This window comes from Actinomadura pelletieri DSM 43383, from assembly GCF_003634705.1.
GTDB lineage: Bacteria > Actinomycetota > Actinomycetes > Streptosporangiales > Streptosporangiaceae > Spirillospora > Spirillospora pelletieri.
This window is the reverse complement of sequence record NZ_RBWU01000007.1, coordinates 405,935-432,446: the sequence shown is the minus strand read 5'-3', so window position 1 is coordinate 432,446 and position 26,512 is coordinate 405,935. Positions and strand designations below refer to the sequence as shown.

General features: G+C 68.7%; 24 protein-coding genes. 11 read left to right on the top strand and 13 right to left on the bottom strand.

Features of this window, described 5'->3' with window-relative positions; all coding sequences use genetic code 11:
* Positions 1-113 precede the first annotated feature (113 nt).
* Positions 114-1,145, top strand: coding sequence for a diacylglycerol/lipid kinase family protein (locus tag BZB76_RS30195; RefSeq protein WP_337959779.1), 1,032 nt, complete (start codon positions 114-116; stop codon positions 1,143-1,145).
* 13 nt (positions 1,146-1,158) lie between these two features.
* Here BZB76_RS30195 and BZB76_RS30190 read toward each other — a convergent pair whose 3' ends face one another.
* Together BZB76_RS30190 and BZB76_RS30185 are read right to left on the bottom strand one after the other, a co-directional pair.
* Positions 1,159-2,268 (bottom strand): DmpA family aminopeptidase, encoded by a 1,110-nt coding sequence (locus tag BZB76_RS30190; RefSeq protein ID WP_121437820.1) that lies wholly within the window; start codon positions 2,266-2,268, stop codon positions 1,159-1,161.
* Positions 2,265-2,900 (bottom strand): TetR/AcrR family transcriptional regulator, encoded by a 636-nt coding sequence (locus BZB76_RS30185; protein ID WP_121437819.1) that lies wholly within the window; start codon positions 2,898-2,900, stop codon positions 2,265-2,267. Before BZB76_RS30185 ends, BZB76_RS30190 begins: the two co-directional genes overlap by 4 nt.
* A gap of 151 nt (positions 2,901-3,051) precedes the next feature.
* Between BZB76_RS30185 and BZB76_RS30180 the strand changes: the two genes are divergently transcribed.
* From BZB76_RS30180 to BZB76_RS30165, 4 genes are all read left to right on the top strand, one after another.
* Positions 3,052-4,515, top strand: a complete 1,464-nt coding sequence (locus tag BZB76_RS30180) for an APC family permease (RefSeq protein WP_121437818.1) — start codon at positions 3,052-3,054, stop codon at positions 4,513-4,515.
* A gap of 130 nt (positions 4,516-4,645) precedes the next feature.
* Entirely contained in the window at positions 4,646-5,407 is a 762-nt protein-coding gene (locus tag BZB76_RS30175) for an SDR family NAD(P)-dependent oxidoreductase (RefSeq protein ID WP_121437817.1), read from the top strand.
* Positions 5,404-6,330 (top strand): NAD-dependent epimerase/dehydratase family protein, encoded by a 927-nt coding sequence (locus tag BZB76_RS30170; protein ID WP_246007307.1) that lies wholly within the window; start codon positions 5,404-5,406, stop codon positions 6,328-6,330. Before BZB76_RS30175 ends, BZB76_RS30170 begins: the two co-directional genes overlap by 4 nt.
* A 10-nt stretch (positions 6,331-6,340) precedes the next feature.
* Complete coding sequence (locus tag BZB76_RS30165; RefSeq protein ID WP_117402137.1) at positions 6,341-6,661, top strand: GroES family chaperonin; 321 nt, start codon at positions 6,341-6,343, stop codon at positions 6,659-6,661.
* A 108-nt stretch (positions 6,662-6,769) separates the two neighbouring features.
* Here the strand turns inward: BZB76_RS30165 and BZB76_RS30160 are convergent, their stop codons facing one another.
* The gene (locus BZB76_RS30160; protein WP_121437815.1) at positions 6,770-9,739 is read right to left on the bottom strand and encodes an AAA family ATPase; all 2,970 of its coding nucleotides are present in this window, start codon (positions 9,737-9,739) and stop codon (positions 6,770-6,772) included.
* The gene (locus BZB76_RS30155) at positions 9,736-10,866 is read right to left on the bottom strand and encodes an exonuclease SbcCD subunit D (protein ID WP_121437814.1); all 1,131 of its coding nucleotides are present in this window, start codon (positions 10,864-10,866) and stop codon (positions 9,736-9,738) included. The genes BZB76_RS30160 and BZB76_RS30155 overlap by 4 nt, the downstream gene beginning before the upstream one ends.
* An 87-nt stretch (positions 10,867-10,953) precedes the next feature.
* On the opposite strand from BZB76_RS30155, the gene BZB76_RS35420 reads away from it, so the two are divergent.
* Positions 10,954-11,640, top strand: a complete 687-nt coding sequence (locus BZB76_RS35420) for a RibD family protein (RefSeq protein ID WP_121437813.1) — start codon at positions 10,954-10,956, stop codon at positions 11,638-11,640.
* Positions 11,633-12,061 (top strand): cytidine/deoxycytidylate deaminase family protein, encoded by a 429-nt coding sequence (locus BZB76_RS35415; protein ID WP_121437812.1) that lies wholly within the window; start codon positions 11,633-11,635, stop codon positions 12,059-12,061. The genes BZB76_RS35420 and BZB76_RS35415 overlap by 8 nt, the downstream gene beginning before the upstream one ends.
* A 76-nt stretch (positions 12,062-12,137) precedes the next feature.
* On the opposite strand, the gene BZB76_RS30140 is transcribed toward BZB76_RS35415, so the two are convergent.
* The 9 genes from BZB76_RS30140 to BZB76_RS30100 all read right to left on the bottom strand — a co-directional run bounded on the left by BZB76_RS30140 (position 12,138) and on the right by BZB76_RS30100 (position 21,145).
* Positions 12,138-12,914, bottom strand: a complete 777-nt coding sequence (locus BZB76_RS30140) for a peptidoglycan recognition protein family protein (RefSeq protein WP_246007306.1) — start codon at positions 12,912-12,914, stop codon at positions 12,138-12,140.
* Positions 12,911-13,159 carry a hypothetical protein gene (locus tag BZB76_RS30135; RefSeq protein WP_121437810.1) on the bottom strand — a complete coding sequence of 83 codons (249 nt, stop codon included), beginning with the start codon at positions 13,157-13,159 and terminating at the stop codon, positions 12,911-12,913. Before BZB76_RS30135 ends, BZB76_RS30140 begins: the two co-directional genes overlap by 4 nt.
* Before the next feature lie 109 nt (positions 13,160-13,268).
* The gene (locus tag BZB76_RS30130) at positions 13,269-13,502 is read right to left on the bottom strand and encodes a hypothetical protein (protein WP_121437809.1); all 234 of its coding nucleotides are present in this window, start codon (positions 13,500-13,502) and stop codon (positions 13,269-13,271) included.
* Between the two features lie 160 nt (positions 13,503-13,662).
* Positions 13,663-14,991, bottom strand: coding sequence for an alkaline phosphatase D family protein (locus BZB76_RS30125; protein ID WP_121437808.1), 1,329 nt, complete (start codon positions 14,989-14,991; stop codon positions 13,663-13,665).
* Complete coding sequence (locus BZB76_RS30120) at positions 14,991-16,076, bottom strand: hypothetical protein (protein ID WP_121437807.1); 1,086 nt, start codon at positions 16,074-16,076, stop codon at positions 14,991-14,993. The genes BZB76_RS30125 and BZB76_RS30120 overlap by 1 nt, the downstream gene beginning before the upstream one ends.
* 90 nt (positions 16,077-16,166) lie before the next feature.
* Complete coding sequence (locus tag BZB76_RS30115) at positions 16,167-17,108, bottom strand: hypothetical protein (RefSeq protein WP_121437806.1); 942 nt, start codon at positions 17,106-17,108, stop codon at positions 16,167-16,169.
* A gap of 2 nt (positions 17,109-17,110) precedes the next feature.
* Positions 17,111-18,268: a siphovirus ReqiPepy6 Gp37-like family protein gene (locus BZB76_RS30110; protein ID WP_121437805.1), complete on the bottom strand. Its 1,158-nt coding sequence runs from the start codon at positions 18,266-18,268 to the stop codon at positions 17,111-17,113.
* Positions 18,265-19,173, bottom strand: a complete 909-nt coding sequence (locus BZB76_RS30105; protein WP_170180823.1) for a phage distal tail protein — start codon at positions 19,171-19,173, stop codon at positions 18,265-18,267. Before BZB76_RS30105 ends, BZB76_RS30110 begins: the two co-directional genes overlap by 4 nt.
* 76 nt (positions 19,174-19,249) lie before the next feature.
* Positions 19,250-21,145 carry a phage tail protein gene (locus BZB76_RS30100; protein ID WP_147449604.1) on the bottom strand — a complete coding sequence of 632 codons (1,896 nt, stop codon included), beginning with the start codon at positions 21,143-21,145 and terminating at the stop codon, positions 19,250-19,252.
* A gap of 118 nt (positions 21,146-21,263) precedes the next feature.
* Here BZB76_RS30100 and BZB76_RS30095 point away from each other — a divergent pair, with 118 nt between their 5' ends.
* From BZB76_RS30095 to BZB76_RS30080, 4 genes are all read left to right on the top strand, one after another.
* Positions 21,264-22,178 carry a DUF4429 domain-containing protein gene (locus BZB76_RS30095; RefSeq protein WP_170180822.1) on the top strand — a complete coding sequence of 305 codons (915 nt, stop codon included), beginning with the start codon at positions 21,264-21,266 and terminating at the stop codon, positions 22,176-22,178.
* 693 nt (positions 22,179-22,871) lie between these two features.
* On the top strand, positions 22,872-23,759 hold the full coding sequence (locus BZB76_RS30090) for a DUF4429 domain-containing protein (protein WP_121437802.1): 888 nt from the start codon (positions 22,872-22,874) through the stop codon (positions 23,757-23,759).
* Between the two features lie 347 nt (positions 23,760-24,106).
* Positions 24,107-25,018 (top strand): DUF4429 domain-containing protein, encoded by a 912-nt coding sequence (locus BZB76_RS30085; protein WP_121437801.1) that lies wholly within the window; start codon positions 24,107-24,109, stop codon positions 25,016-25,018.
* A gap of 386 nt (positions 25,019-25,404) precedes the next feature.
* On the top strand, positions 25,405-26,292 hold the full coding sequence (locus BZB76_RS30080; protein WP_121437800.1) for a DUF4429 domain-containing protein: 888 nt from the start codon (positions 25,405-25,407) through the stop codon (positions 26,290-26,292).
* The last annotated feature ends 220 nt before the right edge of the window (positions 26,293-26,512 follow it).

The window sequence follows — 26,512 nt, the reverse complement described above, 5'->3', positions numbered from 1 at the left end:
CGACAGGTCGGCCTTCTGACCAGGTTCATGTTTAGAAACGCGATATCGGTTCATCACTGTCGGACCGGGGGGCGCGGTTCACTGCCCCTGGGCAGGGTGACGCGGTCGAGGAGGTGAGCGGGCCCGAGATGCGGAGCGTGGAGATGCGGAGCGTTCAGATGCGGAGCAAGGCGGAACTGGAGTCGGCCATCGCCAAGGGCGGACGCGCGGCGCTGGTGATCAACGCCCGTTCGCGGCGGGGCCGCCGCCTCTACGGCAGGGCTCGGCGGATGCTGCGCGAGGCGGGCGTGGACGTCGTGCACGTGTTCCCGGTGACCGACCCGACGCGGCTGCGGGAACTGTTCTCCGACGTCCTCGCGCTGGAACCCGACCTCGTGGTCGTCGGCGGCGGGGACGGCACGGTCGCCGAGGCCGTGGGGCATCTGGCGCACCGCGACATCGCGCTCGGCGTGCTGCCGCTCGGCACCACCAACAACTTCGCGCGCAGCCTGGAACTGCCGATGGACCTGCCCGGCGCCGTCCGGACCCTCGCGGTCGGCGGGCCCTCCGGAGGCAAGGTCGCCGACGTCGACGTCGGCTGGTTCGAGAGCACCGGCGACCCGCAGGGCGAGGGACCGGCGGGCGACCGCGAGCACATCTTCGCGAACATGGTGAGCCTCGGGCTGTCGGTGCAGGTCGCCGAGAAGGTCCCGCACACGCTGAAGCGGTTTCTGGGCCGTCCCGCGTACGCGTTGACGGCGGCGCGGCTGCTGCCGGGGCACCGGGCGTTCACCGCCCGGATCACGATCGACGGGGAGACCCGGGAGCTGGTCACGCACCAGTTGAACGTCGCGAACGGCGCGCACCACAGCGGGCAGCGCATCGCCCGCGACGCCAGCCCCGACGACCGGTTGCTGGCCGTCTACCGGCTCGGCGACGAGCGGCGGCTCCGGCTGGCGTCCGCCACGGCGCGGCACGTGCTGACCGGCCAGTGGCGGACCCTCGCCGAGAACGCGTTCCTCACCACCGGGCATGTCGAGATCGAGACCGATCCGCCGATGCAGGTGGACGTGGACGGCGAGATCCGGGGCAGCACCCCGGTGTCGATCCGGCTGCGCGGCAACGCGCTGCGCGTGATCGTCCCGCAGACCTTCGTCGACACCTGACCTTCGCCGGCGGCTACAGCACGCCCCGTGCCGTGAGCAGGTCCTTCAGCCGGTCCTGCGGGAGGCCCGGGGAGCGGTGGCCGTCCCGTCCGACCATGGTGCGGGCGGCGAACAGGGCGTTCAGCACGGCCTCCTCCACCACCTGCACGACGGCCTCGTAGAACGGGTCGATCCGGTTCCACGGGACGAACCGGAGCGCGTCGTAGCCGGGGTCGCCGGTCGGGAAGCCACCGCTGATCGCGCCGGGGTTGCCGGTGGAGAACGCCAGGAAGATGTCGCCGGACCCGTGCCCCCCGTACGTGCCCGTCAGGGCCAGCCCCAGCGGGACGCGGCGGGCGAGCGCGGTGCACTGGCCGGGCAGCAGCGGCGCGTCCGTGGCGATGACGACGATGACCGAGCCGGCGCCGGGCGGCGCGAGCCAGGCGGGGTCGGCGATCGGGTTGTCGTCGGCGAGGTCGACGCCGACCGGCACCCCGCAGACGGTGAGCTGCCGCCGCGTGCCGAAGTTGGCCTGGACGAACGCGCCGACCGTGTAGGTGTCGCGGCCGTGCGGCACGGTCCGCGAGGACGTACCGCTGCCGCCCTTGAACTCGTAGCAGTTCATGCCCGTCCCGCCGCCGACGGAGCCCTCCTCGACGGGGCCGCCGCGGGCCGCGTCGATCGCCGCGACCGCGACCTCGGGCCGGACGTGGTCGCCGTCGATGTCGTTGAGGTAGCCGTCCCAGGTCTCGGCGACGACGGGCAGCATCCACTCCTGCGCGTCGGGACGCTCGCGTCGCGCCCAGTCGATCGCGCCGCGGTGGCTGGCGCCGACCGCGTGCGTGTTGGTGATCAGCACGGGAAGGGTCAGCGCGCCGGTCTCGGCGATCCAGTGCGAACCGGTCATCTCACCGTTGCCGTTGAGCGAGTAGATCCCGGCGGCGCACGGGTCGTGGTAGCCGGTCCGGCCGCGCGGCAGGATCGCGGTCACGCCGGTGCGGACGGGTCCCGCGCCGCGGCGGAGCGGCCCGTCCCCGGAGATCAGCGTGCGGTAGCCGACCTCCACCCCGGGAACGTCGGTGATCGCGTTGTGCGGGCCGGGTATGCCCGACAGGGGCAGGCCGAACGTGCGGGCGCGGGTCATCGGTCACCTCTCTGATCCCCGGGTTCCGGTGTGCTGAGGTCACAGCCGGTGGCGTCGGACGCGCAGGCCAGCAGCAGGCTCTCGGCCCGCGCGACGTCGATGGTGGGCACGGCCATGGTGATGTGCAGGCCGTACCCGTCCTCCAGCGCGACGAGGTTGCGCGCGATGCTCGCGGCGTCGCGGGTCAGGGTGAACACGCCGGTCGCGGCGCCCGCCTCCAGGATCGCGGCGTAGATGCCGACCTGCCGCTCGTACAGCCGGATGTGCTGGGCGGCGTAGGAGGCGTCCCGGCGGGCCACGGTGCCGAGCTCGTACAGCAGGACGCACAGTTCGTCGCGCGGATCCGACGGCAGCCCGCTGCGGATCATGGCGGTGAGCCGTCGGCGGGGGTCGGACTCGTCCCGGACGGCCTCCTCCCGCGCGCCGCAGAACCGGTCGACGGCCTCCCGCTGCACCTCGCGCAGCAGGTCGGTGAGCGTCGGAAAGTAGTAGAGAACCGACCCCGGCGAGAGCCCCGCCTCCTCGGCCACATCGCGCAGCCGCAGGTCGAGCACGCCGCGGTCGAGTACCGCGCGGCGGGCGGCGGCGACGAGGTCGGCGCGCCGTTCATGGGCCCTGCTGGGACGTGCCATGCCGACATTCTCCGAAGATCTTTCAGACAATGCAAGTCAGGTTTTCCAGTAAGAAACCCGAGACCAAGATGTTATGACGCCTCTTCTTGACCCGGTGGCCGGTCGTTCTTTGATACTCGTTCGAAGAATTCGAGTCGAGGAGGTCCCCTCCATGGCCGCACCCGAGGTCCGTCCACCGACCGACGCCGACCACCGCCCCGCGCTGCACCGCGGGCTCCGCACGGTCGGCGCCCTGCTCATCGTGCTCTCCGCGATCACGCCCGCGTCCTCCGTCTTCATCATCGCGCCGGGGGTGATCTCGCAGGCCGGCACCGGCGCGTTCTGGAGCTTCGCGGCGGCGGGCGTCGTCGGCGTGTTCATGGCGTTCGTGTACGCCGAGCTGGCGTCGGCGTACCCGCTCACGGGCGGCGAGTACGCGATCGTCGGCCGCACCCTCGGACGGCTGCCGGGCTTCGTCGTGCTCGGCCTGATCCTCATCACCCAGCTGCTGATCCTCGCGGTGATCGCGCTCGGTGTCGGCACCTACCTCGGCGTGCTCGTCGACGGGCTGAACGGCCCGGTCGTCGCCGCGGTCACGGTCGCCGTCGCGACCGTCATCGCGATCTTCGACATCAAGGTCAACGCGGTGGTCACCGGGATCTTCCTGGCCATCGAGATGGCCGCGCTGCTGGTGCTGGCCGGGCTCGGCTTCCTGAACGTGGAGCGGCCGTTCACCGACCTGCTCGCGGACCCGGTCGTGGCGGGAGACGGCGGGGGCCTCACCGCCGCGTCCGCGGGGCTGATCGCGGCGGCCACCGCCGTCGCGATCTTCGCCTACAACGGCTACGGCTCGGCGGTGTACTTCGGCGAGGAGACCCATGACGCGCAGCGGGCGGTGGCCCGGACCGTGCTGTGGGCCCTCGGCATCACGGTCGCGGCCGAACTGATCCCGATCACCGCCGTCCTGCTCGGCTCGCCCGACGTGAACGAGCTGCTGCGCGCCGACAACATGCTGGAGTACTTCATCACCGAGCGGGCCGGGGACACCCTCAACACCGTGATCAGCCTGGCCATCGCGCTCGCCATCTTCAACGCGGTGATCGCCATCATGCTGCTCACCGCCCGGCTGATCTTCAGCTCGGGCCGGGACCGCACCTGGACGCCGCGGATCGACGGCGCGCTGGCGGCGATCCACCCGCGCTTCGGCACCCCGTGGATCGCGACGATCGTGGCCGGGGTGCTCAGCGCCGCCGCGTGCTTCCTGGACGAGAAGTTCCTGCTCGTGGTCACCGGGACGTCCCTCGTCGCCGTGTACGGGGCACTGTGCCTCGCGGTGATCGCGGGTCGTCGCAACGGGAGCACCGCGCACGCGCAGTACCGGATGCCGTGGTTCCCGGTCGCGCCCGTCGCCGCGCTCGGCGCCCTCGGCTATGTCATCTACCAGAACGCCAAGGACCCGGAGATCGGCCGCCCGAGCCTGTTCGTGACCCTCTCGGTGATCGCCGTGGCGACCGCCTACTTCGCGCTCGTCCTGCGCCGCCGCGGCGGCTGGAAGCTGACGGACGCGACCGACGAGACGGGCGGGGACACCGGTGGTGAGACAGAGGGCGAGGAACCGGAGTCGACCACGCCGTAGTCGCCCGGTGAGGGCCGCCCGCCACCGGCGGCCCTCACCGAGACCGCGCACCGGGATCGGGCGCCGAACCGTCCGGACTTCTCCGGTGGTCGGCGACGGACCGTCGGGCCGGGCCCCTAGGCTCGGATTCATGCCGACCGCCTTCATCACCGGCGCGACCGCGGGGATCGGTGCCGCCTTCGCCCGCCGTCTCGCCTCCGACGGATTCGACCTCGTCCTGCTGGCCCGCGACGCCGAACGGCTGAGCCGAACCGCCGCCGAACTGCGCGACCGGTACGCGGTGCGCGCCGAGACGCTGCCCGCCGACCTGGCCACGGAGGACGGTCTCGCCGCGGCGGAGCAACGTCTGCGCGAGGGCGTCGACCTGCTCGTCAACAACGCCGGGTTCGGCAACCGGGGCGCGTTCCCGGACGCCCCGGTGGCGGACGAGCTGACGATGCTGAAGGTGCACTGCGAGGCCGTGCTGCGGCTCACCCACGCCGCGCTGCCGGGGATGCTGGAGCGTGGGCGCGGCGGCGTCGTCAACGTGTCGTCGGTGGCGGCGTTCGTGGCGCGCGGCACCTACGGGGCGTCCAAGGCGTGGGTGGTGTCCTTCAGCGAGAGCGTCGCCGCCGACGTCGAGCGGCGCTCGCGCGGACGGGTCCGCGTGATGGCGCTGTGCCCCGGTTTCGTGCGCACCGAGTTCCACGAACGCGCCCGGCTGGACATGTCGCACGTGCCCGACCTCATGTGGCTGGACAAGGACGCCGTGGTGAAGGCCGCGCTCCGTGATCTGCGGCGCGGCGTCCGGGTCAGTGTCCCGAGCCCGCAGTACAAGCTGATCGTCGGCGCCGCCCGGCTGCTCCCCCGCGGGCTGGTCGTCCGGGTGTCGTCCTCGACCGGTCGCAGGTGACCGGAAGTATGGGGATGCGGGTACTGGTCACCGGGGCCGCGGGCTATGTCGGGTACGCGGTGGGACGGCGTCTCGTCGCCGCCGGACACGACGTCGACGGGTTGGTGCGGCGGGACTTCGAGGTGCCGGACGGGGTCCGTCCGGTCCACGGTGACCTGCTCGACCCGGACCGGCTGCCGGAAGGCCCGTACGACGGGGTGTGCCATCTCGCGGCGCTGACCCGCGTCCGCGCGTCGTTCGACGAACCGCTGCGGTACTTCACCACCAATGTCCAGGGCACGGTGAACCTGTTAGAGACCGTGGACACGGCCCGGGTCGTGTTCGGATCGTCGGCCGCCGTGTACGGGACCCCGGAGCGGCAGCCGATCCCGGAGAGCGAGACTCCGGCGCCCACCAGTCCGTACGGGGCGTCGAAGCTGGCCGCCGAGCACGCCGTCCGGTTCCACGCCCGCACGGGCGCGATCGGCGCCGTCGTACTCCGGACGTTCAACGTCGCCGGGTCGGTGGACGGCCGCGCCGACCCCGACGAGACACGGCTGATCCCGAAGGCCCTCGCCGTCGCGGCCGGGCACGCTCCGCACCTGGAGATCAACGGGGACGGGCGCGCGGTCCGCGAGTACGTGCACGTGGACGATCTCGCCGCCGCCTACGTCAGGGCGCTGGAGGCCGTCCGTCCCGGCGAGGAACGCGTCTACAACGTCGGGACCGGCACGGGCGCGGCCGTCCACGAGGTCGTCGCCGCCGTCCGGAAGGTGACCGGCAGGCCCGTGCCCGCGCTGCGGCGCCCGCCCGCGCCCGAGGCGCCGGTGCTGGTGGGCGACGCGCGGGCCGTCGCGGACGATCTCGGCTGGCGTCCGGAACGCTCCGCCCTGCCGGAGATCATCGCCGACGCGTGGAACGCTCTGATCCGTCCGGACGGCTAAACTCCCCAGCGTGTCCGAGCCGAAGTTCGAAGTCCAGATGCTCCACGACCGTGTCATGATCAAGGTCGAGAAGGACAGCGGGGAGCGCCGCAGCACCGGCGGCATCGTGATCCCCGCGACGGTCGAGCAAGGCAACCGGCTGGTGTGGGGCGAGGTGTGCGGGGTCGGCCACCACGTCCGCGTCGTCAAGGTCGGCGACCGCGTCCTGTTCCACCCGGGCGACCAGTTCGAGGTCGAGATCCAGGGTGAGAACTACCTCGTCATGCGCGAGCGTGACCTGCACGCGATCGCCAGCGAACGACCGGAACACGGCACCGGCCTGTACCTGTAGCCGGGCCCACGAAGGGTCGGTCGCCGCGTACCGCGAACGCACCACGTCGAGGGTGCCGTAGCGGCGGACCGGCGTCGTCGACGGTCGGGGTGAGGCGTCCGACGCCGGTCAGACGGTGATCTCGATGGTGGAACCGCGGCGGTTCTTCGTGACGCGCAACTGCGCGGGGATGCGGGAGCGCAGTTCGGCGACGTGGCTGACGATGCCGACGGCCCGGCCGCCGTCGCGCAGGCCGTCGAGGACGTCCATCACCTCGTCGAGGGTCTCCTCGTCGAGGGTGCCGAAGCCCTCGTCGACGAACAGCGTGCCGATCTCGGCGCCGCCCGCCTCGGCGGTGACGACGTCGGCGAGGCCGAGCGCCAGGGCCAGCGAGGTGATGAACGACTCGCCGCCCGACAGCGTCACGGGGTCGCGGTCGAGGCCCGTCCAGGCGTCGGCGACGCGCAGGCCGAGCCCGCCGGCGCCCCTGGTGCGGTCGCCCGCCGCCTTCGCGGTGGTGTGGACGAGGGCGTAGCGGCCCCCGGACATGCGGCCGAGGCGCTCGTTCGCGGCGGCGACGACCTGTTCGAGGCGGGCGGCCAGCACGTACGCCGACAGCGACATGGCGTGCCGGTTCGTGGCGTGCTTGCCGGACGTCAGGTCGGCGAGCCGCTTGGCGACCTCGTGGCGTTCGGCGGCGGGACGCCACGCGCGGACGGCGGCGTCCAGGTCGCGGCGCAGTTCGGCGAGGCGTTCGCAGCGGTGCCGGGCGCGGTCGGCGGCGGACACGGCCGCGGTGTGCGCGGCGTCCGCGGCCCATAGCGCCGCCTCCAGCGCCGGGAGGTCGGGGGCGGGCGCGGCGGCGGCCGCGGTGAGCGCCGGGTCGGCGAGCAGGTCGCTGATGGCGGCCTCCTCGTCGTCCAGCCGCCGGATCTCGTCGCGCAGGGCGCCCTGGTCCTCGTCGGGCAGGGCGGCCTCGACGACCTCGTCGGGCGTGCGGAACCCCTCGGCCTCGGCGGCGGCGGTCAGGTTCGCGCGGGCCGCGGCGAGTTCCCCGGCGGCGCGGTCGGACGCGCGCAGCGCCTCGACGGCCGCGGCGAGCGCGTCCGCCTCACCGCCCAGCCGGGCGATACGGGCCTCCAGGGTGGCGTCGCCGCCGAGGGCCTCGGCCAGCTCCGCGGACAGCCGGGCCCGTTCGGCGGCGAGTTCCCCGTCCTTCGTGCGGTTCTCGGTGAGGGCCTGGTCGATCGCGGCGCGGGCGTCGCGGACACCGTCGAGTTCCTGTTCGAGCCGGTGGAGGTCGGCCTCCAGCCGTTCGGCCGCCGCCGCGGACTCCGCCGCGGCCCGCAGGTCCTCCTCGGCGTCGGCGACCTCCTCGGCGAGGCCGTCGACGGTCGCCTCCCCGGCGATGTCGAGAAGATGGTCGCGTTCGGCGCGTTTCGCCTCGACCTCCCGACCGGCCTGCTCCCGGACGGCCTGTACCCGGTCGGCCTCCGCCTGGGCCCGGTCGATCAGCTCGTCGGTCGGCGGCGGCGCGACGGACGTGGCGGGTTCCGGATGCTCGATGGAGCCGCAGACCCGGCACGGTTCGCCGTCGGCGAGGTCGCCCGCGAGGACGGCGGCCATGCCGTCCAGCCGCGCCTGCCGCAGGTCGAGGACGTTCTGCCGGGCGTCCTGCGCGGCGTCGATCGCGTCGCGATACCCCTCCTCCGCCTCGGCGAGGAGCTGTTCGACCTGGTCACGGCGCTGCGCGGCGTCCAGACGGCGGCGGGCTTCGGCGACGGCGGCCTGCGCGGCGGGACGTCCGGCGGCGGCGATCCGGGCCTCGTCCAGTTCGGCGCGGCGTGCCTCCACGGCGCCCGGCAGCTCGGCGAGGGCCGCGGCGATCCGCGCCTCCTCCGGTTCCAGCCGGGCCAGCTCGCGGGCCAGGGCGGCGCGCTCGTCCTCGATCCCCCGGAGCCGCGCGGCCGTGGCACGGCGGCCCTCCAGCGCGGCGATCTCGTCGCGGCGGTCGCGTTCGGCCTTGGCGAGCACGTCCTCCGAGGCGTTCGGCGGGAGCAGCGCGCCGACCGCGGCGCGTGTCTCGTCGGCCCGGCGGCGGGTCAGCACCGCCTCCTGGTGCCTGTCCCGCACGGCCCTCACCAGGGGGACGACCCGGTCGGCGCGGGCGGCGGCGTCCAGCTGCGACGCCAGCCGCGACTTGTGCTCGGCGCGCTCGCGGAGCACGGCCCGCCGGGCGACGGCGTCGGCGTGGCGGCGGCGCCGGTCGGCGAGCGTCCGCGCGTCGTCCAGGGCGGCACGGGCGGTCTGCAGGGTCGCGGCGGCCTCCGCGCGCAGCCCGGTGACGGCGGCGCGGACGTCCTCGTGCCCGGCGGCCAGCTCGGCGGCCCACGCGGGCAGCGCCTCCACCTCGGCGAACGGCTCCGCCGCTGTTCCGGTGGTCTCGGCGACGCGGTCGGCGACCGACGCCGCCACCGCGCCCAGCTCCGCGACCTCGCGTCCGGTGGCGGCGCGACGGTCGGCCAGCCACTTCTCGACCTGGGTGAACACCTCGGTCGCGAAGAGCCGTTCCAGCACCTTGCGCCGCTCGTCCGCGCCCGCCCGCAGGAACCCGGCGAACTCTCCCTGGGGCAGCAACGCGACCTGGCAGAACTGGACGGCGGTCATCCCGAGCATCCGGGACACCAGGTCGCCGGCCTCGTCCAGCCGTGTGGTGAGGCCCGTCCATCCGCCGTGCTCGAACTCCTCGACGATGACCTTGGCGTGCTCGGTCGTCGTCCCGGAGCCGCGCAGTTTCGGCCGCTCCCAGGCGGGTGAGCGGGTGAGGCGCAGGCGGCGTCCCCGGATCGTGGTCTCCAGCACCACGCGCGGCCCGGCCCCGGGCGGCGCGTGGTCGCTGCGCAGGCCCTTCACCGCGTTCCGCACGCCGGGGACCTGCCCGTACAGCGCGAAGCACACCGCGTCGAGGACGCTCGTCTTGCCCGCGCCCGTCCGGCCCTGGATGAGGAACAGCCCGGCGTCCGACAGCGCGTCGAAGTCGATCACCTCGGTGCCGGAGAACGGCCCGAACGCGCCGATCTCCAGCCGGTGCAGCCTCACGCCATGGCCTCCTTCCGGCGGCACGCCTCGAACGCGTCATGGAGGAGGTCGCGCTCGGCGGCGGTCGCGGGACCGTCGGTGACCTCGGCGACGAAGTCACCGGCGATGTCGAGGTCGGATCGGCCGCGGACGCGGTCGCTCCAGGGGCGGGCGCGGTCGGACGCGTCGTCGCCCGGGTCGAAGCCGAGCACGAGCGTGTGCGGGAAACGGCGGCGCAGCCGTTCCATCGCGGCGGACGGACGGCGCGAGTCGGTGAGCGTCACCTGGAGCCAGTGGTCCTCGAACCGGTCGAACGACGAGTCGGTGAGGAGGTCGTCGAGGCGTCCGCGGACGCGGGCGAGGCGGCGCGGCACCGGGGCCTCGACGAACTCCGCCGCCATGCCGTCCTCACGCAGGTCGATCAGCCAGGACCCCTTGACGTGCCTGTCCTCGGAGAACGAGTACGCGATCGGGGAACCGGAGTAGCGGACGCGGTCGGTGACCGCCCAGCGGCCGTGCAGGTGGCCGAGCGCCGCGTAGTCGACACCGTCGAACACCGACGCCGCCACCTGCGACGAGCCGCCGACGGAGATGTCGCGTTCGCTCTCGCTGGACTCGCCGCCGGTCACGAACGCGTGCGCCAGCACCACCGAGCGCAGGCCGGGACGGTTCGCGGCGTCGTCACGGACACGGCGCATCGCCTCGGTCAACGCGGCGGCGTGGCTGCGTTCGGGGAGGTCCCACGGATGCCGGACGAGTTCGGGTTCCAGGTAGGGGATGCCGTAGATCGCCGCGTCGCCGACGACGACGGGGTCGCCCACGGCGGTGAAGTCGGTGCGGACGTGCACTCCGGCGGCGTCCATCAGCGCCGACCCGAAGCCGAGCCGGCGGGCCGAGTCGTGGTTGCCCGCGATGAGGACGACCCGGGTGTGGGCGGCGAGCCGCTCCAGCGCCTCGTTGCACAGCCGGACGGCGTCGACGGCGGGCAGCGCCCGGTCGTAGACGTCCCCGGAGATCAGCACACAGTCGACCCGCTCCGCCTCGACGGTCGCGACCAGATGGTCGACGAACACCGCCTGCGCGGCCAGCAGGTCCTCGCGGTGGAACGATCTGCCGAGATGCCAGTCGGAGGTGTGCAGGAGTCGCATGTCGCAGCAACCCTAGGCGTCCCCTCCGTCAGATCCGGAGCAGAAACGCCGAAGTGCCTCGAAACAGTCTTCGAATAGGGTGACTGCGTGAGCGAACGCCCCTACGTGCTGTTGAGTTGCGCGATGTCCGCCGACGGATACATCGACGACGCGAGCCCGGAGCGGCTGCGGCTGTCCAGCGCCGCCGACTGGGACCGCGTCGACGCGGTACGGGCGGGGTGCGACGCGATCCTCGTGGGCGCCGGAACGATCCGCGCCGACGACCCTCGGCTGCTGATCAAGTCGGCGCGGCGGCGGGAGACTCGGGCCGGGCGCGGCCAGCCGCCCGACCTGACGAAGGTGACGCTGACCTGGAGCGGCGAACTCGACCCCGGCGCGCGGTTCTTCACCACGGGCGAGTCGCCGAAGCTGGTGTACGCGCCGTCCGCCACGGCGGCGCGGTTGACATCGACGCTGGACGGCGTCGCCGAGGTCGTCGACGCCGGTGAACCGTTCGCGCTGGCCACGATGCTCGGCGACCTCGCCGGACGCGGCGTGCGGCGGCTGATGGTCGAGGGCGGCGGGGGCGTCCACACGCTGTTCCTGACGAGCGGGGTCGTGGACGAGTTGCAGCTCGTCGTCGCGCCGTTCTTCGTCGGTGACCCGTCCGCGCCGCGTTTCGTCCGGTCCGGGGTGTTCCCGCAGTCGCCGGACCGTCCGATGCGACTCGCCGAGGTCACCCGCATCGGCGACCTCGCGCTGCTGCGCTACCTCGTCGGCGGCTCCCGTGGATGACCTCGGGTGGCTGGCGCTGGCCTGCGACCTGGCGGCGCTGTGCCCGCCGTCCCGCACCGCGTTCTCGGTCGGCGCGGTCGTCGTCGGCGCCGACGGACGGGAGATCTCGCGCGGCCACTCCCGGGACCACGACCCGAACGACCACGCCGAGGAGGCCGCCCTCGCCAGGACCGACGCCGACCTCACCGGCGCGACCGTCTACAGCTCGCTGGAGCCGTGCGGGCGACGGGCGTCGCGTCCCCGCCCGTGCGCGGAACTGATCGTCGCGTCGGGCGCCCGCCGGGTCGTGTTCGCGTGGCGGGAGCCGGCGCTGTTCGCCGCGGGGACGGGCGCGGAGATCCTCGCCGCGGCGGGCGTCGAGGTCGTCGAGCTGCCCGAACTCGCCGACCGGGCCCGCGAACCGAACGCGCACCTGCTGTAGACGCGGCCCGGTGGCGGCACCGGGAGGCCCCGTGCCCGTCCGGGGCCTCCCGTACCCAGGGTGCCGCCGTCTCCGGTCAGGTGACCGGGGACTCCCAGGCCGCCCGCCAGGTGAGCGGGCCGACGACACCGTCCACGGTCAGGCGCTTCTCGGCCTGGAACGACCGGCAGACGGACTCCGACCTCGGCCCGTACGCGCCGTCCGCCGTGAGGTCCCAGCCCCGCTCGCGCATCCGCGCCTGCCACGTCCGCACGTCGTCGCCGCGAACGATCGGCGGCTGGGCGAGCAGCCGTCCGGGCCACGCCGGCGCCTTCTCCCCCGGCCGCGGCGGCGCCGGTGGGGTGGCCGTGCCGCCGGGACGGGGGGCGCCCGCGCGCACCCACGCGTACAGGGCCTTGCCGGGGCAGTCGGTCCCGTAGCCGTCCCGGTGACCCTTGATCTCCTTCCCGGCGCCGCCCTCGCGACGCAGGTAGTCGATCGCGTCCCGGATGCCGTGCAGCATCGCGTCCGTCGGCTCGGTCAGACCGCTGTTGCCGACCAGCCCCAGGACCGCGTAGTGGCCGGAGTTGAGGCCGGGACCGTTGGCGGCCGGGAGCCGGTTCGGGCCCCGGCCGACGTACACATGACCGTGCGGGCAGCAGATCATGCTGTACCCGATGTCGTTCCAGCCCCGGCTTTCCATATGGGAGCGCTGGATGCCGCGGACCGCGTCGTCGCAGCGCCCGTGGTCGGTGGCCAGCCGGGGATCGACCCGCGAACCGGTGTAGTGGATCTTCACTCCCCGGGTCGAGGACAGCCGGGTCGCGCCGCGGGACGCGCGGGCGCCCCACCCCATGCGGGAGACGAGCCTCACGACGCACCTCCGCGCCGGGTGTAGTTCGGCACGCGGCGGGTCAGACCGAGTGACAGCAGCGCCCCGCCGAGCCGGGGAAGCCGGGCCTCGGTGAGGCGGCCGAGGATGTAGTAGGCGGCGGTGGCAAGGACGGTGACCAGTTCGGTCACGGTCCCCTCGGAGATGTCCAGGCCGAGCTTGGCGGCCTGGGTCAGCAGCAGACCCGCGACGAGCGGGACGAGTGTTCGGATGACGCTGTCGAGCATGACGGCTCCTTGTGAATTGCCTGCGAAATGCGGGAGCCCCCGCCGGTGACCGGCGGGGGCTCGCGATATGCGGGGACGCCACGAGGGGCGCTTGGCGGCGGCGGCTACGTCACAGCAGCGTCGCCAGAAGGGTGGACGTGGCCGAGAGCCCGCCCAGCAGGACCGAGACCGGCAGCGCGTAACGCCAGCGTTCCGCCGCGCGCAGCCGCTCCTCGTGGTCGCCGACCTGCTCGCGGATGCGCTCGTGGGCGGCGAGCATCCCGTCGACCTTGCCGCCGACCTCGACGACCTTGTCGTAGATGTCCCGGGTGGTGATGACGACGCCCGGAGTGTCGCCGCTCACGGCGACGTCCGGCGGACGGACCGGGCCGAATCGGGGACCGGGGCCCGCCGTTCGTCCGAACGCGGTTTCCGGTCCCGCTCGTCCGGAGTCTCCGGATCCTTCGAGTTCTCCGGGGTCCCCGGTGGGGACGATGCGACGAGCATGTTCGTTCCTCCCTCTCTCAACCCCAGTCCTCGCCCTGCCAGGTCCACGCGCGGGCGGGGGTCAACTCCGTGCCCGCGCCGGAATCCGTCCCGGCCAGGACGGGAGCGTCGTACCACCCGTCCTCGGTGCGCGCCCGCAGGGTCGTGCGGGGCGTCGGGCGGTGGTCGGTCACCGGGAACTCCTTCGCCAGGGTGGCCAGCACGGTGCCGTTGTGGTCGTAGCCCGTGAAGGTCACCGTGATCGAGGTGCCCGTGTCGTTCACCTGGACGTGCCCGAACTGCCCGGTTCCATCGGGCGGCGCGATCGGCCCGATCTGCCAGGTGCCGCCGCCCCCGCCGCTCCCCTGGTCGAGGGGCGCGGCGACCAGCTCCATCGCCCCGATCCGGGAGTTGCGCCCGTCGTCCGCGGCGACCACATGCATGTCGGCGCTGAGCAGCACCATCCGCGAGCCGACGCCGAGCGCGTTGACGAACGCGTTGATCTCGTCGTACTCGGCCCGGTACTCGAGCCACCGGTCCCCGGTGCTGGGACGGTGCGGAAAGGACTCCACCACGAAGATCACCGGTTCGGACGCCTTGCGCAGCAGCTCCAGGTACCACTGCTTCTGGGCCGCGCCGAGCAGCGACTTGCCGGCCCCGTCCGGGGCCGTGGGCCGGGACCGCCCTCCGCGGGTGTCGAGCATGATGAACCGGCACCGCCCCACCACCCAGGTGTAGTAGAGCTGCTCACCGGCGAGCGGATAGAACGTCCCGTGGTCCAGCAGCGACCGCCGAACCGCCTGCGCACCCACCGATCCCGACCAGCCGCCGGTTCCGGTGAAGTCGTGGTTGTCCCATGTGTGGACCGTGGGGACTTCGCGGATGAGGCGGGCGTACCGGGGTCTCGACAGCGCCGTCCGATGCCGCACGTCGTACTCGGCCTGGTCGGCGGAGTCGACGTCGTCGTAGTGCAGATCCCCGAGGAAGAGGAATTGGAGCGGGTCCATGGCGCGGATCCGGTCGTACACCACGTGGTCGGAGTTCTTGACGCGGTCACCGGAGAAGCAGAAGCCGAAATCGGCCTGCGACCCCGGCACCGGCAGCGTGCGGAACCGGCCGGTGCCCGGCAGCGCCACGCCGTCGACCTCCACCGTCCAGTACCGCGCGGTGTCCGCGGGCAGGCCGGTCACCTCGTGTTTCGACAGCCCGCGTCCGTCGGGCGTCTGCGGTGTCGAGCGGACGGCGTTCGCCATGTCCGGCGTGTTCGACACCGCGACCCGCACCTGCGGCGCGTCCGTGGTGCACACGGTGAACCGCGCCGCCGTGGCCGTGGTGCCGCCCACCCAGCCGTAGACGAGTTCGGCCATCACTCGCTCCTGCGTCGGAGCCCGATCTGCACGCCGAGCCCGTTGTTGGACGTGACGTTCCAGACGGCGGTCCGGGTACCGGTCGCTCCCGCGACGGGCTGGGCGAAGTCGCACAGCAGCACGGACGGAACGGTGTTGGCCCCGTTGCCGAACTGGGCCAACCGCCGCTCGGTGCCCGGGGGATGATCGATCACGGTCGCCACCGTGCTCTTCTCCGCGTAGGCGCAGACGACGCGCATGCCCGGCTCCGTCGTGGTGATGGACGGGGCGTCGATCTCCGCGACCACCGCCGAACGCTGGTAGACGGCCCCGACCTGCACGTCCGGGTCGGCGTTGGCGTAGGCGGCGAGCCCGACGGTCGCCTTGACGTCCGCGGTGAACGTCCACGTGGGGTCCGGCTGTCCGGCGGCGTAGGTCGTGCCGTACACGGCGGCCCTCGTGTCGCCGCCGATCAGCACCGAGGGCACCAGTTCGGTCCAGCCCGCGGGCGGGGGGGCGATGTTCTGCCCGGCGTTGGCGTTGAGCGACAGGACGGCGATCACATAGTCGCCGGGAACGATCCCGTTCGGCAGCGGGCAGGTGATGCTCGGTCCGAAGTTCCCGGCCGCCCCGCTCGCCGCCCGGAACGCCAGCGGCTCGTTACTCGACGGTGTCGAGGTGTCGATCCACACGTCGCCGATGCCGGGCGCGGTGGGCGCGGTCGGCGCCACCGTGATCACCCCGACGCCCGAGAGCTTCTCCTCGATCTCCACGAGCCGCCCCTGGATGTCGGCGAGTTCGTCGCCGGAGTCGGAGGCGAGCATCAGCCGACGCGGGCCCTGCCCGTTCAGCGAGGCCGCCGCCCACATCGCCCGGACGCCTTCGGGGCCCCGTCCGAAGGCCGGGATCGCGCCGTTGCCGTCGGCCGTCACCACACCGTTCGCGATGGGCTCGTCGGTCATGTCGACCAGCTCGGTGATCTGCGCGCCGCCGGACGACGCGTCCCAGAAGGTGATCTGGGCGTTCGCCGCCAGTCGCAGCTCGCCGCCCTCTCCGTACTGCACGACGTAGTCGGCGATTCCGCCGCCGAACGTGTGTCGGGCCATCTCAGGCCACCGTCCCTTCGCCACAACCGTTCATGTCCGTCTTCCTCGTCCGCGCGCCGCGCGCCGGGCCAGTGCCCGCCGGTGCCGTTCTCATCGCCCGATCCAGGTGGTGGACAAGAAGGCGTAGTGGCCGACCGGAACGTCGGCGCTGACATGCATGAGCCGCACCTCGCCGTTGTCGGGATTGATGTCCATGCGGCCCGGGACGACGTAGCCGCCCTTGCTGCCGTGGTCACAGACCATGGCGGGCGAATGCCGCTCGAAGGGCCGCAGGTTGGCGGGCAGGATCGTCAGCAGCGTCCCGTCCGCGTCACCCTTGCCGTAGGTGGACTTGATGCGGCGCAGCGCGCCGCGCAGGTAGCAGATCCCGTTGAGGCGGCGGGCCTTCAGTGCCCAGCCGACCTGCCAGACGTCCGTCCAGGCGGGTGACAGGTTGATCCAACCGGTGTCCTCCGCCACCGTCCGCCAGGGGGTGGTGCCGCCCGTGTAGCCCACCCACCGGCCGGTGTTCGTCTCGTAGATGAGCTGCCCCATCGCGGGTCTGTCGGGCCGGTCGGTGGAGTGGCTCGGCGCGATCGTCGTCCCGGCGAACTCCCGGGCGTCCTCGATGTCGGCCACGCCGATGGAGGCGGCCCCGGGCGCCACCCGCACCCGTGCCAGCGGCAGCTCCCAGACGCCGCCCTGCTGCCGCACCGGGTCGGGCAGCAGCGGCGTCCCCTGGCGGATCGCCACCGTGACCTTGTCGGCCTCCGGGTCGGCGCGCAGCACCACCAGGTCCTTGCGCGGCTGGGTGGCGGCATTGGCCGCGACGGCGCGGACCTCCCCGTCCCCGAGCGACTCATACCAGTAACCGGCCACATGCGCGTATCCGGTCCGTACCTTGATGTTGAGCCCGCCGTCCGGGATCACCTGGCAGGCGGTGTCGTTCGGGTTGCCGCGCACCCCGTCGAGCTGGAAACCCTGGAACAACCGGGCCAGCTCGATCTCCGTCGCGATCGGGTTGCCCGCGAAGACTCCCGACTTCTCGGTCATGGCTATCGCCTCGTCTCTCTGCTGTGAATCCTGCGGCGCAGCCGTGTCAGCTGCTCATAGATGCGCGGACGTTGCTCGTCGGCCCCGACGATCGGCACGACGACCTGTCCCTCGCCGGCCGTGCGGGTGTAGCGGATCTCGCGGACCAGGTCGTCGACCTGGACTCCGTCGATCTCCAGGCTCACCCGGTCGCCCTTGCGGTAGTCGCGGCCGAGCACGACCGCCTCGGTATCGATCGGCTCGAAGGTGACGGCGGCCCGTCCCGCGGTCTCGTCCAGCCGGGTGTTCGCCTGGGTCCGCGCGGTCCCGACCGGGTCGGTCGTGCCGAGATCGGCACCGTCCACGAAGTCCTCGGCCCGCAGGCCGGGCCAACCCGGGTCGGGCCGGTCGAAGCCGTAGAACCTGCGGGCGGTCTTCTCCTTGTCGTCGGCCACGATCACGAACGTGGCCTCGGGCGGGGTCAGCGTGTACTGGTACGACCGGAGGTTGCCCAGCTCGATCGAGAACCGCGCGGCCTCCCGCCGGTCACGCTCGGGATAGACCGCGAACTCCAGGGAGCCGCCCGGCCGCTGCACCACGTCGAAGCCGACCCCGCCGCGCGCGCCCAGCTCGAAAAGGGTGTCGAGCAGCACACCGAACCGCGAGGACACCGACACCGGCGTGCCGCGCGCCCCGTCCGCGGCCAGGATCAACCCCGGCACCCGCCGCGACACAGCGGCCCCGGGACCGGCGTGCTTGTCGACGAGCGTGCGCAGCACCGTCTCCGCGGGCGCCGACGGCAACTCGTACGACTCGACCGGGAAGGTCGTGCCGGTCTCCGGGATCGCCGTGCCCGGAACGGGCCACACCAGCCGGCTCAGCCACGCCTTGTCACACGCGCCCGACGCAATGAGCGTGCCCATACCACCGTCGTCGGCGCTCTGGACCCGCTCGATCTGCCGGGTCGGACCGGAGAACACGATCTCGCCGTCCCGAAGGAACACGATGCCGGCGCCTTCGCGCAGCAGCACCGCGTCATGGGACGCCGCGTCCACGGTGACCTTCCAGGCGCCGACGGCGAGATGCCGGTCGATCACCTCCAGGTCGTTCTCCCCGGTGACCTCGCCGATGACGCGGCGGTCGGCGTCCCGGACGAGCACCTGCCATTCGCCCGTGCTCACGACAGGCCTGCCCGCACCGCGTAGGCGGTCTTGTGCAGCGGGACGAAGCTCAGCTCGACCCGCGTGGTCTCACCGACGTCGCCGAGGAGCATGTCGATCTCGTTGACCCCCGGGACCAGCGGCCACAGCTGCGCACCGGGCGCAAGGTCAGGCCACAGATTCGTTTCGCCAAGGGTCACCGTCCGCCGCCGCGGATGGCAGTCGACGACCACCACGTCCCCGGCCTGGAGCGGCCGGTCGAGCCGCCACTCCGCACCGAGGTCACGGTTGACGAACCGAACCCCGGAAGCCGCGGGCCCACTGATCGTCCAACGCGGATACGACCGAGCGTCACCAGGACACTCGACCCGCACACTCTCACCAATGGTCTGCACGTTCCTGGCCCGCAACGGATAGGCCGGCGGAACACCGAGCGGAAAGACGGGATCGGCCGAGATCCCGGCCCCCCAGGACCGAGTGATCTCCGGACCTTGCCAGTAGGGCTCGGCGGCATGCAGGGTGATCCCGAACCGGGCCCAGTTCCAGCCGGCTTCGTCCCGTCCTTCGGAGCCCTCCATGCCCTCGACGTAGTAGGCCCGAATACGGCGCGGCTCCGTCCGAGGCTCGGCCACGGTGAGAACACCTTCACCGCCCCGATTGACCTCCAGCGGATCGAACGCGTCCGCCAGAAGCGCACGCTTGGCCAGCGCCTCAGCCCGGTCCTCGCCGTAAACGACGATCGGCAGGAAAATCTGACGAGCCTTGGCACGCACCCCGGTAACAACGTCACCGTCAAGCGCACCGGACTCACGCAGGTACAGCTGGTACTGCGGCATCCCCAGACCCTTGGCCCCGGCACCGAGCGTGTAACCCTGCCGCCAATCCGACAGAATGGTCTCCGTGCCGGAACCGGACGTCCACGTCACCGTGGCGAGCTCCCGCTCCGGGGACGGCCCAGGATCCGGCCTGGTCTGTTGTGTGATTAGAATCGGCATGATTCACCTAACTAGCGGCATTGAGGACTTCCCATTCGCGCAACCGGGAAGCGAACTGACGACTGGTCTCCTCCGGGTCCGTGACCGGCCCGTGAAAGTGGAACTCGTACTTCCGCTGCGCATCTCCGCGCCGCAGAGAACTCGAATAAACCCCGGCCCCGACCTGCGGCACCGAAACCAACCCGACCATGGCCCTATCGACATCTCGGCTCCCGTCCTCGATGCCCAACGCCATTCCCTCACCGACGTCACGTCCGATCTCCATCATCACCAGCGACGGCGAATTGGATCTGAACGCATTCTTGACGAAACCGGGAATTTTGTCGGTGATATAGCCCTTGACGGTCGAAATGATCTCCCCGGCCTTGGACCTGATCCCTGCGATGAACCCGGTGATGAGGTCCGCCCCTTTGCCCCGCAGAACCGACACGACGGAGCCGATGGCACTCCGAATCCGTCCCGGCAGCCCACGGGCATAGCCCACGATCCTGCCGAAGATCCCGGCGATCGCCGACACACTCGCCCTGAACGGCCAGGTCAGAATTGCCAGCAGCCCCCGCCAGTTCCCTTTGATCCAGTTGATGATGGAGGAGACCACCCCACCGATCCGCCCCCGAAACTTGATCACGAACGCAACCGCAAGCCCGAACGGCCCGGTCAGAATCGCGACCAACAACTTCCAGTTCTTCTTAATCCAATTGATCACCCACTTGATCCCCGCAGTGATCTGCTTCCGAAAGATCAGCACTCCCGCGATCACGGCCCCGAACGGCCCGAGCAAAAGCGGCAGCAGCTTCTTCCAGTTCTTCTTCACCCAGTCGAAGATCCCCTTGATCACCTTGGAGACCCACCCGACCGCGATGGAGACCCCCTTCATCGCGACCTCAACGGCCTGCTTGAACTTCTTGGAACTCGTCACCGTCTCAATGAGCTTCGCCAGGAACGGCTCCAACAGCAGCAGAATCAACCCCGCAGGCCCAAGCGCCGCCTTGAACCCGGCCCCAACCCCCTTCAACCCGGTGCCAGCGACCTTCCCCGCAGGCCCAATCCCCTTCAGCCCCTTGGTGGCAGTCCCCATCTGCCGCCCACTCTTGGTCGCCTCCTTGGACGTAGCCGCCAACTCCTTGTTCAACGGCTTCAACCCCGCCGTCGCGCTCTGCGCACCGGCGGTGGTGGCCTGGCCCATGCCTCGGGCAGCGGCTGCCACCTTCGCGCGGCTCTGTGTCAGACCGAGCACGAACCCGGAGCCGGCATCCCGCCCGATCTCCGCCATCGCCATGGACGGCGACCTCGATCTCAACCGCTGACGAGCCGCCTGCAGAGCCCTATCGGCCAACCCAGCACCCGCCCGCGCCAACTCCGAACCCCGCTGCACAAGTCCGCGAACAAAACCACGAACCCCGTCAGTGCCAGCTCGCTGCATCTTTGCATCAAGCCCGTCAAGAGGCTGGACTACACCCAGGACAATTTCGTTCGCCGTCTTCCGCGCACCAATCCTTCCCTTGCTCAGCGCGGAGTTAAACTGTTCCGCCGCGGCCCTGCCGGCAGATTCCGAATTACGCGCTATCAATCTCGTGTCAAAAGGAGGCACAACTTGAGGGCGACTCATTTTTATCGTTGTTGCCGTCAACCCGGTAGCTGCAGCAGTGCGCAGTCTCCTAGACGGCGCTTCCGGGCGATCCTTTTTTGCGCCGACACTACTATCCTCGGACTCCGATTTCTGACGCCTCGACATCAACGCATTCCAGATTCCTTTACCAACCGCATCGAAGTTGGCGATGGTGAAGGCAACAGGAAGTGGAGTGAAAGGAAAGGTCGGTGACGACGAAGGAGTTGTAAGCTTTTTGGTCAGAGCGTCTATCGAGGCACTCAGTTTCTTGACTTCTTGAGCCAAATCATTCATCAATGGCCTCATCTCGATAATAAATGCCGTGACGGTACTGGCGAGCCCCGCCTTATAAGCACGGCGTTGGCAGGGAGTGTGTATGGCGAGGAGTCACCGTGTCGACTATGATGCCGACATGGAAGAGGTAGGCCTGCACGATGGCGCCATCATTTGGTCGGATGACGAGGTCAGGATCCGTTACAAGAAAATCCGCAAGCGCGGCGTCGAGATCTGGAACCGACTACGCCAAGCACTCGGGGAACTACGCATTCCCGTGCATTCGCTCCACGACGTCGAACTGGAGCCGCATACGAAAGAGTTTCGCGCTCGACTCACCCTGACACCCAGGGAGGGCGCCTGCCCTTTCCATACTGTTGCAGGCGGAACAATCGAGCACCCGGATTTCAATCCATTTCATTTCTTTCTCAACGCCAACGAAGAATTAATTGTCGAATACTATGTTGAGGAATTGCGAGCGGGCATCGTGCGGACCGGGCTCGCCGACGTCCCCGCTGAACGTCCGCTAATTCAGGTACCGCATACACCCAAGCGCCTCATCGGTGGCGACGGCAGAGTTACGCTGAACCGCGATACGGTCACCTTCGAATTCAACAATCAGGCCGAACCTGAAAAGATCGAGAGAAGGCGGGTTTGGACGGTACCTATATCATCGATTGAATCGGTATCATGGGAGCCCCAGTATTCAGCGATCGACAGGGTACCATTTTTCCAGATTCATCTTATTGGGGCGCCGGAAGGCGCAAGAATTCATCCCTTTTACGACATTAACGCTCTGCTCCTGTATACCGGACCGGGGGAGGCCGACGGACTGATCTTCGCCGCAGCCCTTCATGAGCGGCTCGCAAACAACCGATCACAACCTGCCCCCGAACCTCTCAAGACCTGGCTAGGCCTCTACCATCCCCACAGTTTCAATCAAGCCGACAATTCACTCGAGCTTCTCAAAGACCTCGCCAGCCTACGCGCCGCCGGCATCATCACCGAGGAGGAGTTCCAGGTCAAGAAGAAGCAGATTCTCGACCGGCTCTGAACACCGAGGTCACAGCATCGACGACAGAACCGACTTCCCTGTCCGGGCAGGAATCAGGCTTTTCGACCACCCCGACACCTTGTTGGCGCCCCTCAACACCGAATCGAGACAATACTGCCAATCGACGATATGCGATCCATTACATGGATGGATTGGTTGCAAAATTCCGACCAGATCCCAGCCTCGCCCGACGCCACCGAACTACTCCGCAAACACGGTGAACTCCGAAACGCCGGTGTGCTCACCGAGGAGGAGTTCCAGGCCGAGAAGCGGAAAATTTTCGACCGGGTTCGAACACCGCGTAAGGCATTGGTGGCAAAATTGAAGTCGCCGTTCATTTAGGCGGCCAAGAATGGGCCGCTGAAAAATCCGCGTTGCGGCACTGCCAGTCAGGTTCGTGTTACTCGAAGCCCATCAAGATACGGCTCACGGCACAGTGGCTTAGCTCTCTTGCGATAACGATCGCTGAGCGCATTGCCATCTGAGCGCACTGGACTTTGGTCCTTCCGACCAGGTCGGGCGCAACCCTCGAGTTGTAGCCAATATTTCGACACGGAAAACGGGGTTTAGGCCCGTCGCGCATTGTTCTACCTAATAGCTACTATTCCCCTCCGCAAAGCCCCTACAGAACATTGAAACGTTTGATCGACATTGCAATCTGCCGCGCGTTCAATATGATACAATTCTTACACCATGAACCAGCTGAAGTTTTTTAATGTATCCGGCGATTGGTCGGGAGACGCACTCGAGTTCACCTACATCGAGTTTAACGGCACCAAAGGCTTGCGGCGATGCGCGCATATGTATCGACTTTTGAAGCAGCTGCACGTGCCAACGACTGCTCTCCGAGGAGTGACACTCACGCGAGCGGTCCGGAACGACACCGGCGGCATCCGGTTCCACCCACGGCCCGGAGCCAGCCCTTTCCACGAGGCTGCCGGAGCAGAACTCCACCCTTCCGACGACCCGCTCTACTTTATCTTCGACGCCGACCAAGAGATGGTGATCGAGTACTACGCGACCGAAATCGCATCGGCGATCGACGCACACGGCTTGTCCGATATGCCGTCCGATAGATTTCTCATCTCCGTACCCAACCCCATTGTTCGCTCCGTAGGATTCGACGGTGCCGTCGACCTTCAAGGAGATGTTCTGAGCTTTACCTGGGGCCTGGAAGCGAACCCCGGAAAGAGAATGCGCCTACATCGATCGACACTGCCTATCGATGATATTCGATCCATTACGTGGATGGATTGGATGAACGATCCAGATGAGATCGGATACCTTCGCTTTCAGCCCGTCGGCACTCACCAGTTCATGCACCAGCTTGTCGACGCCACCACGCTGCTTCTGGAGACAGACGAACAGTTCGCAGAAGCACTGGTGTTCGCCGCCACAGTCCTAGAACGCAAGCAACTGAGGAGGGTGTCGCCCCCGAGCCCCACGAAGGCGGACGATTCCTCGACCTCACAGCACGACGCCACCGAACTGCTCCGCAAACTTGCTGGTCTCCGGGACGCCGGCGTGCTCACCGAGGACGAGTTTCAGGCCAAGAAGAAGGAAATCCTCGACCGGCTCTGATCGTTGGGATCCCCCTGACCAGGCGCGATCTACGGAGACGGCAGCGTCTCGTAGGCCTTTGGAGCCACCCGCGCCAGGAGCTGGTGGGCTCTACGGGCGACCGCATTGAGGTTGGACATGGCGAAGGCGGCGGGGCGCGAAGGCGTCGATGCTGGAGCCGTGATCTTCTACGGCAGAGCCTCGATCCCTGGCAGTCGGTCTCCCTAATCTTTGGACAGATCTTCTGAGGTGCCCCCTCTTTTCGTCACTAACAATCCGCAGCCTGCCAGAGAGTTGGTAGGGCATCCTTTGGCTTTGGCGAGATCGTTTTCAGTTCCGAATGCAGTGGTGCTCGCTACACTCGTCGCATGGCAGAGCGTGTCAAGCTTCGTGTCGACGCATTGGTCTGGGACGGTCACGAAATTCAACTGTGCTACGAAGACCCTCTCCCTGATGAGGACGTGTATCGCACCAGGCAGCGTCTCCGTGACGTTCTAAGGGAAGTCAGTGTTCCGGTCACCGCTTTGGCCGCTGTCCAGAACACGTTGCCGCACCGCAACCGGGTCGGCGTTATCCGACTGGTCCCCCGGGCCCACGCGAGCCCGTTCCACCAGGTGGCCGGTGTCGGCATCATCGATGCAGTCAATCCCCTTATTATCGGCTACTCCGCCAAATCGTCGCTGTTGGCCGAGTACTACGTCACGGAAATCCGCAGAGCCATTCACATGCATGGGCTCGCCGACACCCCCGCCGACGAGTTCGCCATTGCTGTGCCGAACCCCCTCGAGCACCTCACCGCCGACGACGCGTTCGCTGAAATCGACGATCACAAACTGGCCATTACATGGGGGAAGAACGCACGGCGAGAGAAGACGCAAGGTAAACGGCAGCAGATCGTTCCCCTGGATTCAATCCATTCAATCAGATATGTACCTGACCATTCAATCAGATATGTACCTGACGATCTCGATCCCGATGGGATCGGATACATTCAGATCACGCCCACTGGAACCACACCGGCCACTCAACCGCACCCCACCGAGGACCCCCACTCGATACTTCTCTTCAGCTCGGAGCAGTTTGCAGACGGCATGCTGTTCGCCGCTCACCTGGCCACCTTGACTCCTGCCAGATTCAGAGCAGCCAATAAGACAGGCGAACAAGACGTCGTCGACAATCCCGTCGATGAACTCCGCACCCTGCTCCGACTCCGCGACACACAACAGATCAGTCACCAGGACTTCGAGATCAGAAAATGGAAGCTTTTCAGAGGGATCTAGCCCGACGCCACAGTGTCTGGCAGATCCTATCTTGATCGTCGTCGATCCAACTCGCCATACAACCAGGACTAGGTGGGCAAACTTTCAGCACTTGCGGAACTGCGAGTCAGTTCGCGGCGCTCGAAGCTTATGGGGTCCGGGTCGGGGCCCTGTGTTCTAGTTCCGCAATGATGGTGCTGAGCGGTCGCCTGTAAAGAGTTCGAGCCCTACAACTACCGATTGCAGTTCTCACTGTCCTCGACTTGCAGTCAGGATTTCACGAGTGCTCGTCACACTAGGTCTTATCTGATTATAGTCGTTTTCCTTTTGATCCTCTTCTAGGGGCTTGGAAAACTCATTCAACATTGGCATCCACTGGCCCGGTCGATATGGTATGATTTGTCGTTATGGACCGGCTCCACTTCTTAAATGCGTTCGGCGATTGGTCGGGGGATGCGCTCGAGTTCAACTACATCGAGTTTCAGAGCACTGGGGGCTTGCGGCGATGCGCCAGTATGTATCGGCTTTTGCCGCAGCTGCACGTGCCGATTAGTGCTCTCAAGGGGGTAGAATTTACGCGGAAGACCCAGAACTGTTCCGGGGGCATCCGGTTCCTCCCGCGTCCCGGCGCCAGTCCCTTTCACGAAGTTGCCGGAGCAGAGTTTCACCCTGCCAACGACCCACTTTGCTTTGACTTCGATGCCGATCAGGAGCTGTTGATCGAGTACTATGCAACCGAGATCGCATCGGCGATCGACGCGCATGGTATGTCCGATACACGAGCCGATCGATTCCTTATTTCTGTACCCAACCCCACTGTTCGACTGGTGGGTCTGGACGGTGCCGTGGATTTGCGCGGAAATGTTCTGCGCTTCACCTGGGGCTTGGAGGCGAACCCTAGAAAGCGACTTAGCGTACATCGGTCGACACTGAGAATCGACCGTATCCGTTCCATCACGTGGATGGATTGGAAGCACGATCCCGATAAGATCGGATACCTTCGCTTTCGGCCCGTCGGCATTTACCGGCCCAAGCACCAGACCGTCGATGCGACCACCGTGCTCCTGGAGACGGACGAACAGTTCGCAGAAGCACTGGTGTTCGCCGCCACAGTCGTGGAACGCATGCATCCGAGGAACCTGGCCCCCTCTAGCTCCAAGAAGTCGGACGATCTCTCGGCCCCACAGCACGACGCCACCGAACTGCTCCGCAAACTCGGTGAACTCCGGGACGCCGGCGTCCTCACCGAGGATGAGTTTCAGGCCAAGAAGAAGGAGATCCTCGACCGGCTCTGAACGACGCCTTCTTTCCCGAATCAGGTGCCATCGACGGGAACGGCGGCAGGCCCCGCGGGTCCGCACGCTTCCGAGTTGGGCGAGTTCTATGACCGACCGCATGAAGAATTGTGCGGCCTTCGCGGAGCCGTGATCTGACTTTTCCGAGTGCGTGTAGTGGCACTTGGACTCACGCCTTCTGATGCGGATCGTCAGAGATGGTGTTCGTCAGCAGTGGTCG

Bases quoted from the DNA above. Each gene is read 5' to 3' on its own strand.
- BZB76_RS30100 (WP_147449604.1), bottom strand. From the start codon at position 21,145: ATGAATGATTTGGCTCAAGAAGTCAAGAAACTGAGTGCCTCGATAGAC.
- BZB76_RS30085 (WP_121437801.1), top strand. From the start codon at position 24,107: ATGGCAGAGCGTGTCAAGCTTCGTGTCGACGCATTGGTCTGGGACGGT.
- BZB76_RS30125 (WP_121437808.1), bottom strand. From the start codon at position 14,991: ATGGCCGAACTCGTCTACGGCTGGGTGGGCGGCACCACGGCCACGGCG.
- BZB76_RS30190 (WP_121437820.1), bottom strand. From the start codon at position 2,268: ATGACCCGCGCCCGCACGTTCGGCCTGCCCCTGTCGGGCATACCCGGC.
- BZB76_RS30095 (WP_170180822.1), top strand. From the start codon at position 21,264: ATGGAAGAGGTAGGCCTGCACGATGGCGCCATCATTTGGTCGGATGAC.
- BZB76_RS30135 (WP_121437810.1), bottom strand. From the start codon at position 13,159: ATGCTCGACAGCGTCATCCGAACACTCGTCCCGCTCGTCGCGGGTCTG.
- BZB76_RS30080 (WP_121437800.1), top strand. From the start codon at position 25,405: ATGGACCGGCTCCACTTCTTAAATGCGTTCGGCGATTGGTCGGGGGAT.
- BZB76_RS30185 (WP_121437819.1), bottom strand. From the start codon at position 2,900: ATGGCACGTCCCAGCAGGGCCCATGAACGGCGCGCCGACCTCGTCGCC.
- BZB76_RS30115 (WP_121437806.1), bottom strand. From the start codon at position 17,108: ATGACCGAGAAGTCGGGAGTCTTCGCGGGCAACCCGATCGCGACGGAG.
- BZB76_RS30090 (WP_121437802.1), top strand. From the start codon at position 22,872: ATGAACCAGCTGAAGTTTTTTAATGTATCCGGCGATTGGTCGGGAGAC.
- BZB76_RS30175 (WP_121437817.1), top strand. From the start codon at position 4,646: ATGCCGACCGCCTTCATCACCGGCGCGACCGCGGGGATCGGTGCCGCC.
- BZB76_RS30180 (WP_121437818.1), top strand. From the start codon at position 3,052: ATGGCCGCACCCGAGGTCCGTCCACCGACCGACGCCGACCACCGCCCC.
- BZB76_RS30120 (WP_121437807.1), bottom strand. From the start codon at position 16,076: ATGGCCCGACACACGTTCGGCGGCGGAATCGCCGACTACGTCGTGCAG.
- BZB76_RS30155 (WP_121437814.1), bottom strand. From the start codon at position 10,866: ATGCGACTCCTGCACACCTCCGACTGGCATCTCGGCAGATCGTTCCAC.